Below are 13,446 nucleotides of genomic sequence, written 5' to 3'. Positions count from 1 at the left end.
TTTTTTGAGCTTTCTGATGATATCATACTCCAGTAGGTTGAATGTAACGATCATAATATGAACCTTATACCTTCGGGCTTGTTGAATAAACTGAAAGCTCGATATATATGGCCAGATTTCTTGTAATAACCTTTTTATTGAGCGCGGTTTCGCTGCTCAAAACCTACGCACAAACTAACGCAGGGATAAGCGGAAAAATAGTCGATTCCCTTAGCAGAAAACCGTTGAACTACGCTAGCGTGGCATTGCTGAACCAGGCTGATCGTAAACCCGTTGATGGGAGCCAAACCGATGAAAACGGGATTTTCAACTTCAAAGCAGTTCCAGCCGGCACCTATATTCTTCGCGTAGGCTTTGTGGGCTATCAGACCTACGAACGTGGAGGAATCAAAGTTGATCCAAATGTACCCCTCAATTTAAACGAGATTAAATTACGCATATCAGGTGCGAACGTTTTAAAAGAAGTTGTGGTGGAGGGCAGCGTGCCCGATATGCAGATCGGCATTGATCGAAAAGTGTTTAATGTTGATCAGAGCCTGGTTTCACAGAGTGGATCCGTTACTGATCTGCTTAGTGACATTCCATCTATCTCTGTTGATGCCGACGGAGGAGTAAGCTTGCGCGGATCCAGCAGTGTCCGCATACTCATCGATGGTAAGCCTTCAGCGATGGCAGGCAGTGACATCACCCAGGTGCTACAGTCCCTCCCGTCTAATTCCGTGCAGCGTGTTGAGGTCATCACCAACCCCTCTTCGAAATACGACGCAGAAGGGCAGTCTGGTATAATTAATATCGTACTGAAGAAAAACCAACGCACCGGCCTTAATGGGGCGGTTACGGCCTCCGGGGGATCCTATCGAAATTACAACGGAGGAATTGCCCTAAACTATCGCGACAGCAGCTTCAATTACTATGGAAACTATGATTTTAGGAAGTTCAGGAGACTTAGCGAAGGCCGCAGCGACACCAGGTACTTTGAAAATAACGGACTGATAAATAACGAAAATGAAGGTGACCGTTCAGGTACCGGCCATACCGCTAAACTCGGTGTAGACTATTTTATAAACCAGACGACTACTATCGGTGTGTCTGGAAACATAAGTGTACGGGACAACCAGCGGAATGAAAACATCTTTTATCGTTATGAGAACCTTCCTGATCTCGATGGCACAAGTACGCGGTATGCAAGGCAAACTGAAGATGATTTTGGATACGACTTAAATTTAGATTTTAAAAAAGAATTTAAACGGGAGGGCGAGGTATTGACCATCAATGGCGCGTACGGAAAGAATAAAGAAGACGGGGTGAATACCTTTAATCAAACCTTCAGTAATCCACTAAGTCCAGCGGATCGTCAGATCAACGACACCTACGAACGTGGCGATAACATTAATGTTCAGCTTGATTATATCCGACCGATCAGTGAAAACAGCAAATTCGAAGCAGGATATCGTACCACCATTGAAAAAGATGATGAATCTCAAATTTCAAGGCGCTTCGATCCGATAAGTGGGAATTTCCAACCAGACTATAACGTTAGCAATAAGTTCGACCTGGAAGAAATTGTACATGCCGCTTACTTCAATTACCAGAACAGGATCAACGAAAATCTAGGCTATCAGGTCGGATTACGTGCAGAACAGGCCTACCTCAATACGATCACGGAGAACGTAGATCCAGCCACGCCGGAAAATGAGCGTTTTACGCCAGGTAGGCTGGATTACTTCCGGCTGTATCCAAGTATATTTCTGACGCAGTCATTTTCACAGGATCAGCAACTACAACTCAGTTATACCAGGCGTGTAAACCGCCCTAATGGCTGGCAGGTAAATCCCTTTATCAATATTTCAGATCCCTTGAACATCCGCCAGGGAAATCCGAATCTAAAACCAGAAGACATCCATTCCTTTGAACTTGGTTATACACGCGAAATCGGCACCACCACCCTCACCTCTTCGATCTACTACCGCAGGGTGAACGACGTTATCCAAAGTATCACCCAACGCATCGAAGGCACAAATGCAGCAACGATATCAGAATGGCGTAACATCAGTAAAAATGAATCGACAGGCTTTGAATTAATATCAAAAAGTAGCATCGGCAAAGCAGTTGATCTTACCGGCAACCTGAACGTCTTTTACAACAAATTCAAAGGTGCTCCAGAATTTAACCTGCCGGCCCGTGAAGGTATAAACTGGGATGCAAACCTTTCTACAAACATCCGCCTATCAAAGGATATTTCTGCCCAGATCAGAGCGGATTATTCCGCACCAAGGGTATTGGCACAAGGACGCTCAATCGGCAATTTTGCCACCGACGCAGCACTGCGTTGGAGTATATTGAATAACAAAGGTAGCCTTCTGCTAAATGTACGTGACGTGTTCAATCAACGGCGGTTCGGCGGCTACACGCAAACAGAACAGTTTATCCGTAACTTCCGTGACCGGAGGTCCTTGCGTATGGCAATGTTAACCTTCAGCTATCGCTTTGGTGGCCAGGATCGTGAAAAGGAACAAAAAGAAGACTGGGATGATCGTGAAGAGAACAACCAGGAACCATAATCCTCTTAATCGTTCATGGTAACGCCTTCATGTTCATAGATCTTAAGGTCAAAATAGGTCGCTGCAGCCAAAAGATGGTCAAATATATCCGCCATAATATGCTCGTATTCTACCCATTTGGTCGTACCCGTAAATACATAAAGTTCTATGGGCAATCCTGTTGGGGTTGGGGCTAACTGCCGTACCATCATCGTCATTTTTTTGTTCGTACCAGAATGATGAGCCAGATAACTATCAATATACTTACGGAAAAGACCCGCATTCGTTAGATTGCGTCCATTTACCAACAAGCTTTTATCAACGCCATTCCGGGCATTACTCTTGTCAATATCTTTCTGCCGATGATCAATGTAGCTGGTTAACGACTGTATCTTACGAAATTCCTCCAGCTCCTCTGGTTTAATGAAGCGTATGCTGGTTTGACGGATATAGATGGCCCTTTTGATCCTTCTCCCCCCGGATTCACGCATCCCCCGCCAGTTGTGAAAGGAGTCTGAGATCAGCGCATAGGTTGGAATCGTAGTGATCGTTTTATCAAAGTTCTGAATCTTTACCGTAGTAAGATTAATCTGAATGACATCACCGTCAGCTCCGTATTTAGACATGGTAATCCAATCACCTATTCTGACCATGTCATTGGCACTTACCTGTATGCTTGCTACAAAGCCCATGATGGTATCTTTAAACATCAACAGCAACACTGCTGATAAGGCACCCATTGCAGTAAAAAACGCCACAGGTGATTTTCCCGTCAATGTAGAAAATATAATTACCGCACCCAGGATCATCAGGATAATACGGATAATCTGTAGATAGCTATCAATCGGCTTCTCTTTAAAAGCTTGTTTTTTACGGAGCGTATCAGCGCCGGATTTAATGACGGACATGATCATCCAAATCATCACTAGAACAAGATAAACATCAGACAGGGCACCGAATAAGCGGCTGAACTTCGGAAAATCGATGAAAACAACTGGCAGCGCGACGTTGATGATTACGATTGGGATGATCAGGGCAAGATAATAGGCAAAGCGATTTTCAAGAAGGAAGTGAAAAAATTCCAACCTTGAGGTTTTAACGATTCTAATTAGTGCGATACGAAGTAGACGCCGGATCAATTGGTGAACCACATAGACCAGGATGATTGTGATTACCGCTAATAGAAATGCATTCAGGAATTTAACGATAGAATGGTGAATACCAGAATGCATCAATAGATCGTATGTCCAGCGTCCTATAAAATTTAAGTCATTGTCTTTATTCATGTATTGCGTGTTATGGCTGCAGGATACTAATAATAAACTAAAAAACCAACCTGATCAGGATCAGGCTGGTTTTTAGAATAGGTTTTCATCGCTTCGTTATACTTTCGGCAACGTATAGCCATTATGATATTCAGACATCAAATATTTCTCATTGATGGCTTTATTTGTGAATAATTTGCTGCTCTCATCCCAGGTGAGCTTCTCCCCGCTTCTAAATGCAATATTACCCATCTGGGCGACAGTAGCAACGTGTGCACCTGCCTGGATGGAGCATGCCAACTCTTCTTTTTTTCGGGAGCGTAAGCAGCTGAAGAAGTTGACCATATGGTTATTCAATCCATTATCTGAGGCTTTTACAAATGGCATGGAAACCTTTTGTTCACTTTGTTTTTCTTCGATAACTTCCCAGCCACCACGGTTCAGAATCAGTGTTCCGTTATTACCAACATAAGCAATACCATGATCTCGGTTGTAAGATCCGTTGTCGATGCCCATGGCAGAATCCCACACTAAATTGAATTTATCGAACTCATACAGTGTGGTTAAGGTATCTGGCGTTTCTTCATAAAGGTCAGGATAAGCAAAGCGTCCACCAAGTGCCGATATCGTCTTTGGTACTGGCGACCCCATTCCGAGCAAGCCATAATCCAAGAGGTGAACCCCCCAGTCGGTCATCAAACCGCCCGCATAATCCCAAAACCAACGAAAGTTAAAGTGGTACCGGCTGGCATTAAAGGGGCGCTTTTTTGCAGGACCAAGCCAAAGGTCGTAGTCAGCACCTTTTGGAGGCGCGGAGTCCGGAACCACGGGTCCAGGTTTCATCCAACCCTGATAACACCAGACCTTTACGGTACGGATATTTCCAAGCTTCCCGCTTTGCACAAAGTCTACTGCATCCTTGAAGTGTTGCTGACTGCGTTGCCATTGACCTGCCTGTACTACTTTGTTGTATCTCTCCTGCGCAGCGACCATAGTTCTGCATTCCAGAATGGAGTTTCCGACGGGTTTCTCTACATAAACATCTTTTCCAGCCTGCACCGCATGAATCATCATCAATGCATGCCAATGATCTGGACTGCCAATGATAACAGCATCTATATCTTTTCGATCGAGCAAGCTGCGATAATCTTTGTAGGTTTTAACCTTGGCCGGATTTACTTTAAGGTCTTTTAGTTCAGCCATGCGCTTATCCAGCACATTTTGATCGGAGTCGCAAAGGGCAACCAGGGTCACGCCTGGCACCAACAGGGCGGCTTTCAGGTTTGCCCAGCCCATTCCATTGATGCCGATCACGCCGATATTGATCTGATCATTTGCGCCGATTGTCTTTTCATACAAAGCATAGGCCGGATTGTCGAGCGTTGATAGCAAAATGGTACTGCCAAGCGCAGCACTACCTGTACGTAGGAAATTTCTTCTGTTTAGCATTTGGTTTTATTATAGGTTCATACAGCTTGTAAAATACGAAATCCCTTTAATACCGCAAACAGAATGAATCATTGTCGATCCAGCTACGCATTCGTGTTCGCTCCTGGCCGCCCTTTCGCCGCCTCTTCATCGCCTATTGTTCGCCTATGCTTCGGCTCCAACCGAAGAAAAGGCGTTCAAGAAGCGGATAAAAGCCCTTGAACGCCTGATAGAGGTCTCTGAAAGTCTAAACTAGTGCCTTGATGCCATTGCTTGTTCGATATCTATATTCAAGCCCTTGGCGATTGCCATACCCAGCTGAATATCCGCCCGGAAGAAGTGGCAAAGCTGAAGATTAATGATCTGCATACGTTTTGGTCCGCTGATGCCCATCATGGAACCTACTATGTTATTTACCAAATTCTTTTTGTCCTCAGGACTTAACACTTTTCTATAAAGATCGCCAGGTTGCGTATAGTGATCATTGTCGCCTTCACCAGCATTGCGGTCGTACCAGTCGGCCACATTAGAATCAAGTTCCCATGCTGGCTCTTTATAGCTTGGATCCGGCATAACATCACCGAAACTATTCGGGAAGTAGTTTGGATCATCGCCGCCGTTTTCGTCAATTCGCATCTGCCCATCGCGGTGGAAGTTGTTCACCATGAAAGGACAACGATTTACCGGTATTTGTTCGTAGTTGATCCCCAGGCGGTAGCGTTGTGCATCTGCATAGGAAAGGATTCTACCTTGCAGCATTCTGTCCGGCGAGAAACCAATTCCGTCAACCAGGTTTGAAGGTGCAAAGGCTGCTTGCTCCACATGTGCGAAGTAATTGTTTGGAAGCTGATTTAATTCGATCTCCCCCACATCGATAAGCGGGAACTCAGCGTGTGGCCAGATCTTGGTAAGATCAAAAGGATTCCAGCGGAAGGTCTTCGCCTCTGCTTCAGTCATCACCTGTATTTTCAAGGTCCACTTTGGAAATTCCTTGTTATCAATTGCGTGGACCAAATCTCTTTGTGCATGGTCCATATCTACGGCATGCATCTGATTGGCTTGTGAAGCATCCAGATTTTTGATGCCTTGCTGTGTCTTGAAATGGAACTTCACCCATACCCTTTCATTATCCGCATTGATCATCGAATAAGTATGGCTACCAAAACCATCCATGTGTCTGTAGGTCAACGGCGTACCCCGGTCAGTCATCAGGATCATCACCTGGTGCAGGCTTTCCGGATTTAAAGACCAGAAATCCCACATCATGGTAGGGCTTTTAAGATTAGTTCTTGGATCGCGTTTTTGAGTATGGATAAAATCACTGAATTTCTTTGGGTCCTTTACAAAGAAGACTGGAGTATTGTTACCTACAAGGTCCCAGTTTCCATCCTCTGTGTAGAATTTAATGGCAAATCCACGTGGATCACGTTCTGCATCAGAACTTCCTTTTTCACCACCTACCGTGGAGAAGCGAAGGAAAATGCGGCAGGTGTTCCCGATTTTAGAGAAGATCTTCGCCCGTGTGTATTTGGTGATATCGTGGGTGATCTTCAAGGTGCCGTAAGCACCGGAACCTTTTGCATGTACCACGCGTTCTGGAATTCGCTCTCTGTTGAAGTGGGCCATTTTCTCATGCAGAATAAAATCTTGAAGGAGCAAAGGCCCGCGGCTACCTACGGATTGTGTATTTTCATGTTCAACATAAGGTCTGCCGGATGCGGTAGTGAGTTTTCTGTGTGTTATATTTTCATTTTCCATACTTATAAATTTTTTCTAAAAGTATAGAGAACACCCGAGCAAAGAAAAGCATTAATATCTATAAGAGAATAGACAATATCTATTTGATACGAGTAAAACGCAGATTATTGCGCATCAGAATGCCTGATTTTCACTTGAATGTTCGAATATTTCTATAGTTTTGATTTACCATAACATTACCACCAACCTCCATGAAAAAACACCATCAAACGTTTTTACGTAGAACGCTCCTTTGTTCATTCTTTGTTATAGCACTTTATGGCTGTAGTAAAGATGAAAACACGAATGACCAGGCCCGAATGTTGCTGGGCGACGAGGTAACGGTTGGCGAAGGCACAGCCCGCTCCTTTATTTCTTTAGATAGCCAAGGTGATCCAGAACAAATTGGCTTTACCTTTACGGCCTCGACCCTGGAAAATCTACCAATGCACAGTGCCATGTTCGAAATACCCGTTCCCAAAGGAAACAACACCATGGTCGATCATATCTCCTTTGATTTCAATGCACACGGGCATGAGCCTCCTGGGGTGTACGACGTTCCGCATTTTGACATTCATTTTTACAACATCAGCAAGGCTGAACGTGCGGTTATACAACCCAATACGGCTGCAATGGACCTCTTGCCTTCAGCAGAATATATCCCGAAAGACTATGCGCCTATTCCAGGTGGTGACGTCAACATGGGAAAACATTGGACCGATACTACAGGCAGCGAGTTTCATGGTAAACCGTTTGACAAGACCTTCATCTATGGTAGCTATAACGGTATGTTCATCTTTCATGAAGCCATGGTTGCCCTTAGCTATCTGCAAACCAAACAGAATGTCACCATGCCTGTTAAGCAACAAGCAAAGGTGCAGGTAGGTGGCTACTATCCAGCCGCTTTTTCCATCACATTCGACGAGGCGAAGCAGCTTTACACGATTTCAATGGACAACCTGCAGCGCAGGATTGCACAGTAGTTAGCCGAACAGCAGATAAGCAAGTAATAAGGTTACCAGAATGTTGAATAACTGCGCAAGCAGAAATGCATATAGTGGTTTCTTATTGTCATGTTTAAACAGGTCTTTGAAGTTCGTCTCCAGTCCGATGCTTGTAAAAGCCAAGGTGAACCAGGTATTTTGAAGGTTTTTCAAGCTGTCTTTCGCAGGCTTGATGACGTCCGGCGACAAGGCAAAGGAAAAAAGCAGTGAAGCTGCAACGAAGCCCAATACAAACTTTGGAAAGCGTTCCCAAATGACTTTTAGAGTTGGCTTTTCGACTGTACCCGAGGATTGGGAACTGCTGTTGTAGGTCCAATAGATGCTGATCGCGAAAGCAGCGATTCCGAGCAGCACGTTTTGAGAAAACTTCACAATTGTGCTGATCTTCAACGCTTCTTCACCTACCAGGGTGCCCGATGCCACTACGGCCCCGGTCGTATCTATACTACCGCCCAGCCAGGCACCTGTTACTTGCTGGGAAAGCGACAGATAAGAAGCAATATAGGGCATGAAGATCATCATGGGGATTGCGGTGATAAGCACCATTGAGATCACGTAGGATAATTTCTTTGGATCGCCTTTTATGGCTCCGGATGTGGCGATCGCAGCGGAGACACCGCAAATCGATACTGCACTGGATATCATCATGGTCAGTTCTTCATCTACCTTTAGCTTTTTACATAGCCAAAAAGCGAAATACCAAACGGAGAGGACAACAACCAACGCTTGAATGAGCCCCAATGAACCCGCCTTCAAGATATCAGAAAAGATGACGCCGGTACCTAATAGTACCAGACCAATTTTTACGAATAGCTCCGTAGATAGCGTGTCTTTGAACCATTGTGGCAGTTTAAACAGGTTTCCAATGGCAAGCCCAATAGCAAGACTAAAGATTACAGCTTCCAGATTGAGGGTTTTTACAAAAGCATTGCCAGTAAAGATCAGCGCTACAATGGTGATGATGAATACCAAAGGGAATCCCATGGTAAAGCGACTTATAGATTTGCCGAGCAGCATGGCCCCAATGATCCCAACCAGCAGTAGAAAAACAAATTGTATTCCGATGATGCCGAGGTTGGCCGCTGAAAGAACATTGTCGGTTAAAGAAGCAGCATTTTCCCACTTGAACGCGGGTACCGGAATGATGTAAAGGAATAAGGAGCAAAGGATCACAAGAAATCCGAGGATAACAACAACCCAGTCCTCGTGTAAGGATAAACGTTTAGTAGAGCTTTCAGGCATAGATTCAAATTTTAAGCCGCCAAGCACATTGAACTTGGCGCGGCTTTTAAAAATAAAGGGAAAAATTGTAAATCATGCCTTATTTGGGAATTGTAATATAAAAGGTACTGCCGGCATCAACCTGACTTTCGAACGAAATCTTGCCACCATGCAGCTCAACAATGGTTTTTATGATAGACATACCCAAGCCTACCGGCTTTTCTCCTTTAAGGCCCGTACGACGTGCAGGTGTAAACTTTTCAAACAATACGTCGTGAAACTCCGGAGGGATTCCAATGCCGTTATCTCGAACGGTGACCAACACACTCTTCTCCTTTTCGGTAATATCAACCTCAATCATTCCATTGTCGTAGGTGAATTTAATGGCGTTGGAGATCAGGTTGTTGAACACTTGCATAAGCTTGAGGGTATCAAACTGCAGGTATATCTTTTTTGCGCTGCTGCTGATCTTGAATTGCTTCAAAATAATATCGGAAGACTTTCTATAATTTTCAATGACATCGGTGATGCAAAACACAATGTCTGCGCGCTCCTTTCGCAGGTCCACCTGGGTCGATTCCAAAAACTCCTGATTTACGAGGTCTCTGATCAGACTAATGTTTCTCTCGCAAAGCTTTTGTATGACCTGCAGATAATTTTCTATAGCATCTTCTGGTGTATTCTTGGCATGCTGCTGAATCGCCTAGGCCATCATGTTAATCATGCCCAATGGTGTTTTCAAGTCATGGGCCAATACTTCAAGTGTTGAATTCTTCCGCGCATTGATTTTCTCTGCGTAGAGGATATTCGATTTGATTATGGTAATGTCCGTGGCAATGCCAACAAAAAGCTGTTGCTGCGCAGGGTTGCTTAGCGGCAGGACTTTTAGCAAAATATATTTTTTAGTTTGTTCGTCCAGCAAAATCCTAAACTCGATACTTCCGGTTTTTCTAGTTGAATAAATTTGCGATAGAAACTCGAGCACATAAGCTTTATCTTCCGGGTGTATGCTGTCTAACAATAAGGAGGGCTTGTCATAATATGCTGATGCCGGCTTGCTCCAGATCTTCTGAAAAGCAGCACCTATGTATTCCAGTTTATCTGCCTTCGCATTATAGATCAGGTACAAATCTTCTGAAAGTTCAGCAATCTGTTCTATGCTGATAACGTTGTTTTCATTAACCTCCATGGTCACTAAATTTTATGTTCGACAAAAAACACCTTTCAGTTGGCTGTAGATAACCTGCATAATGCTTTTTTGAATAAATTTGGCATCCAACAGCATTAAGCAAATCTAAAAAACGCGTCAAACAATGACCACACTAATCAGACCAATTGAACCGAAGGACGACCAGCAGATTGCAGCCCTTATCAGAAAGGTACTTACAGAATTCAAGCGAAATCAACCTGGCACGGTATTCACTGACCCAACAACAGATCAACTTCATCATTTGTTTACTACCGCGGGTTCTTCATACTGGATTGCCTGCAATGATGAGCAGGTTCTTGGTGGATGCGGTATTTATCCCACAGCAGGACTTCCGGAAGGTTGTGCAGAGCTGGTGAAATTTTATCTTGACCCTGCAGCCCGGGGACTTGGATTAGGTAAGCTTTTGCTTGAAAAGAGCTTTGAAGCGGCTAAGGCTGCGGGTTTCACGCAACTGTACCTGGAAAGTTTCCCTGAATTCACAACAGCTATTGCATTGTATGAACGATATGGTTTTAAGCACATTGATGCTGCACTCGGAAACTCCGGACATTATGCCTGCAATGTCTGGATGCTGAAAGATCTTTGATCAGACCTTTATCGTTTTCCAACGACCTCGTTTAAACAAAAAGTAACCTGCAATACAGATCGCTGTTTCAGCAACTGGGACTGCAATGAATACACCTGTCGGCCCGAGTTCAAAGAGCTTTGCAAGTAAATAGGCTAGTGGAATTTGAAATAACCAGAATCCAAAGAAGTTGATCCATGTAGGTGTCCAGGTGTCGCCGGCACCGTTAAACGCATTAACCAGCACCATGCCAATCCCATAGAAAACATAGCCCAGACTCATGATGTAGGTAGCTTCAACTGCAATCTCCTGTATCAGCGCATCTTCCGTAAAAAACCCAATAATTGCAGGGCCGAAGACATAGGTAATAAACATTACGGAAGCCATAAAACAGATACTGAAGATTGCCGTTTGTCGTACCGATTGTTCGGCTCGGTCAATGTTCTTGGCACCAAGATTCTGTCCCACCAGTGTCGAAGCTGCATTACTCAGGCCCCATGCCGGCAACATAAAAAACATCATGATACGCAAAGCCGTTTGATAACCCGCAGAACCATGATCTCCTCCTGTTGTTGCAACTAGCTGTGCAAGAAAGATCCAGCTGCAGGAAGCAATCACAAATTGCAGGATTGCCGGTGCAGCGATTTTCACGAGGGTGACAATCTGTTGCAGATCAGGCTTGAGGTAAGCGAGCTTCATCTTAAGCACACCATTTCCTTGCATAAGGCTGTAAATTTGGTAGACTACGCCGAGGCTGCGCCCGATGGTTGTTGCAATAGCGGCGCCGGTTAGGCCAAACGCTGGAACCGGGCCGAATCCGTTGATAAAGATCGGACACAATATTATATTTGAGATGTTAGCAATCCATAGACTCCGCATGGCTATTGCAGCATTCCCCGCCCCTCTGAAAATTCCGTTGATCAGAAATAGCAAGACAATGATCAGGCTTCCAGCCATCATAATCTGGATGAAAGGCTCTCCTGCTTCAGCAGTACTGGTTGAAGCACCCATCAATATCAGGATATCCTTGCCATAAAGGAAGCCAAAAATACTGATGAACATATTAATCAGGAAAGCCACAATGATGGCCTGCATCCCTGCCTTTGCTGCAAGTTGGGGGTTCTTTTCGCCGATGCGCCGGGCCACAACCGCGGTCGCGGCCATGCTCAGTCCTATAGCCAGGGCATAGATAATGCTCAAGACCGATTCTGTTAGCCCGACAACTTGAATGGCCACGCTGCTATTTGGAAGATGTCCAACAAAATATAGGTCCACCAGTGCGAAAACAGATTCGAGTACCATTTCCAGGATCATCGGGATGGCAAGCAGAATAACCGCTTTCCTGATGCTCCCTTGGGTGTAATCAAATTCTTCGCCTTTAATGGACTGCTTGATAAGTTTTAATAATGAGCTTTGCTCCTGATTTATGTTGGTATTTGTTCTGGTCATTGCTTTAATCCCGCTGGAATATAATATTGTTTTTTGGAGGTTTTATAGGATATTATCTATATTTAAAAAACTAACCTGAAATATAAACCATGACAAACAGACGTTCGTTTCTCAAAACTTCGGCGCTCCTGACCGCAGGAATACTCGCCGCACCTAATCTTTATGCCTTTGACAAAAAGTACGTTGGCCTGCAACTCTTCACCATTCGCGAGGCAATGGCGAAGGATCCGAAAGCTGCATTGGCAAAGGTAGCAAGCCTCGGCTATAATGCAGTAGAAGGCGCAACATATACGGGCACACAGTTGTTTTACAACATGTCGGGCGTGGAATATGCAAAGACTTTAAAAGATAATGGCCTTATTTCTCCGAGCAGTCATTACATGCTTGGGGAGTCCATGGATGCAAAAGGTACGATTACGAACGGCTGGGAGAAAGCTGTTGATGATGCCGCGGCGATTGGGACAAAATACATGGTATGTGCATATCTGCTAGATCCGGAGCGTGGTAATCTGGACCATTATAAAGCGACCGCTGAGAAATTCAATAAAGCTGCAGAAGTATGTAAGAAAGCAGGCATCCAGTTTTGTTACCATAACCATGATTTCGAATTTGAGGCCCAGAATGGGAAATATCCCTTTGATGTGTTACTTGAAAATACAGACAAAGATCTCGTAAAATTTGAGCTTGACCTTTATTGGGCAAGTAGAGCAAATCAGGATCCTATTAAGTTGTTTAACCGTTATCCAGGACGTTTCCCGTTATGGCATGTAAAAGACATGGATAAATCTACTGCTAAAAACATCACTGAAGTAGGTAACGGATCGATCGATTTCAAGAGAATTTTCGCACAGTCTAAGAAGGCCGGTTTAGACTACTTTTTTGTGGAACAGGACATTTGCCCCGGAGATCCTTTTGATTCAATTTCACAAAGTATCTCTTACCTTAAAAAAAATCTGATATAAACTTTTACAACATTCATCAAGCGAGGCTGCCGAATCAGGCAGCCTCGCTTTTTCTTAGGGATATA

Annotated in this window: 11 protein-coding genes; 4 read left to right on the top strand and 7 right to left on the bottom strand. The window is 44.3% G+C overall.

The features are described from left to right. Positions 1–107: 107 nt before the first annotated feature. Complete coding sequence (locus AC5WJX_RS03965) at positions 108–2,561, top strand: TonB-dependent receptor (protein WP_494483444.1); 2,454 nt, start codon at positions 108–110, stop codon at positions 2,559–2,561. 5 nt (positions 2,562–2,566) lie between these two features. Here the strand turns inward: AC5WJX_RS03965 and AC5WJX_RS03960 are convergent, their stop codons facing one another. From AC5WJX_RS03960 to AC5WJX_RS03950, 3 genes are all read right to left on the bottom strand, one after another. Continuing rightward, positions 2,567–3,826, bottom strand: coding sequence for a mechanosensitive ion channel family protein (locus tag AC5WJX_RS03960; RefSeq protein WP_440429379.1), 1,260 nt, complete (start codon positions 3,824–3,826; stop codon positions 2,567–2,569). Positions 3,827–3,922: 96 nt separating this feature from the next. Continuing rightward, positions 3,923–5,254 (bottom strand): Gfo/Idh/MocA family protein, encoded by a 1,332-nt coding sequence (locus tag AC5WJX_RS03955; protein WP_494483443.1) that lies wholly within the window; start codon positions 5,252–5,254, stop codon positions 3,923–3,925. A 231-nt stretch (positions 5,255–5,485) separates the two neighbouring features. Continuing rightward, complete coding sequence (locus AC5WJX_RS03950) at positions 5,486–6,991, bottom strand: catalase (RefSeq protein WP_494483442.1); 1,506 nt, start codon at positions 6,989–6,991, stop codon at positions 5,486–5,488. Positions 6,992–7,182: 191 nt separating this feature from the next. On the opposite strand from AC5WJX_RS03950, the gene AC5WJX_RS03945 reads away from it, so the two are divergent. Further along, positions 7,183–7,953 carry a DUF5602 domain-containing protein gene (locus AC5WJX_RS03945; RefSeq protein ID WP_494483441.1) on the top strand — a complete coding sequence of 257 codons (771 nt, stop codon included), beginning with the start codon at positions 7,183–7,185 and terminating at the stop codon, positions 7,951–7,953. On the opposite strand, the gene AC5WJX_RS03940 is transcribed toward AC5WJX_RS03945, so the two are convergent. From AC5WJX_RS03940 to AC5WJX_RS03930, 3 genes are all read right to left on the bottom strand, one after another. Further along, positions 7,954–9,216, bottom strand: a complete 1,263-nt coding sequence (locus tag AC5WJX_RS03940; protein ID WP_494483440.1) for a YeiH family protein — start codon at positions 9,214–9,216, stop codon at positions 7,954–7,956. A gap of 79 nt (positions 9,217–9,295) precedes the next feature. Beyond that, positions 9,296–9,778 (bottom strand): sensor histidine kinase, encoded by a 483-nt coding sequence (locus AC5WJX_RS03935; protein ID WP_494483439.1) that lies wholly within the window; start codon positions 9,776–9,778, stop codon positions 9,296–9,298. Between the two features lie 120 nt (positions 9,779–9,898). Next, complete coding sequence (locus AC5WJX_RS03930) at positions 9,899–10,384, bottom strand: hypothetical protein (protein WP_494483438.1); 486 nt, start codon at positions 10,382–10,384, stop codon at positions 9,899–9,901. A 124-nt stretch (positions 10,385–10,508) separates the two neighbouring features. Here AC5WJX_RS03930 and AC5WJX_RS03925 point away from each other — a divergent pair, with 124 nt between their 5' ends. Beyond that, positions 10,509–10,991 carry a GNAT family N-acetyltransferase gene (locus AC5WJX_RS03925; RefSeq protein WP_494483437.1) on the top strand — a complete coding sequence of 161 codons (483 nt, stop codon included), beginning with the start codon at positions 10,509–10,511 and terminating at the stop codon, positions 10,989–10,991. Here AC5WJX_RS03925 and AC5WJX_RS03920 read toward each other — a convergent pair whose 3' ends face one another. Then, entirely contained in the window at positions 10,992–12,419 is a 1,428-nt protein-coding gene (locus AC5WJX_RS03920) for an MATE family efflux transporter (protein WP_494483436.1), read from the bottom strand. It abuts the gene before it with no gap. Positions 12,420–12,508: 89 nt separating this feature from the next. Here AC5WJX_RS03920 and AC5WJX_RS03915 point away from each other — a divergent pair, with 89 nt between their 5' ends. Then, a complete protein-coding gene (locus AC5WJX_RS03915; protein WP_440429369.1) occupies positions 12,509–13,381 on the top strand; it encodes a sugar phosphate isomerase/epimerase family protein in 873 nt (290 codons plus the stop codon). Positions 13,382–13,446 lie beyond the last annotated feature (65 nt).

Source organism: Pedobacter sp. NEAU-ZC8 (genome assembly GCF_059278965.1).
This window is presented reverse-complemented; position numbering and strand designations above follow the sequence as displayed.

Coding starts and splice junctions, on each gene's coding strand:
- AC5WJX_RS03965 (WP_494483444.1), top strand. CDS start 108: ATGGCCAGATTTCTTGTAATAACCTTTTTATTGAGCGCGGTTTCGCTG.
- AC5WJX_RS03960 (WP_440429379.1), bottom strand. CDS start 3,826: ATGAATAAAGACAATGACTTAAATTTTATAGGACGCTGGACATACGAT.
- AC5WJX_RS03955 (WP_494483443.1), bottom strand. CDS start 5,254: ATGCTAAACAGAAGAAATTTCCTACGTACAGGTAGTGCTGCGCTTGGC.
- AC5WJX_RS03950 (WP_494483442.1), bottom strand. CDS start 6,991: ATGGAAAATGAAAATATAACACACAGAAAACTCACTACCGCATCCGGC.
- AC5WJX_RS03945 (WP_494483441.1), top strand. CDS start 7,183: ATGAAAAAACACCATCAAACGTTTTTACGTAGAACGCTCCTTTGTTCA.
- AC5WJX_RS03940 (WP_494483440.1), bottom strand. CDS start 9,216: ATGCCTGAAAGCTCTACTAAACGTTTATCCTTACACGAGGACTGGGTT.
- AC5WJX_RS03930 (WP_494483438.1), bottom strand. CDS start 10,384: ATGGAGGTTAATGAAAACAACGTTATCAGCATAGAACAGATTGCTGAA.
- AC5WJX_RS03925 (WP_494483437.1), top strand. CDS start 10,509: ATGACCACACTAATCAGACCAATTGAACCGAAGGACGACCAGCAGATT.
- AC5WJX_RS03920 (WP_494483436.1), bottom strand. CDS start 12,419: ATGACCAGAACAAATACCAACATAAATCAGGAGCAAAGCTCATTATTA.
- AC5WJX_RS03915 (WP_440429369.1), top strand. CDS start 12,509: ATGACAAACAGACGTTCGTTTCTCAAAACTTCGGCGCTCCTGACCGCA.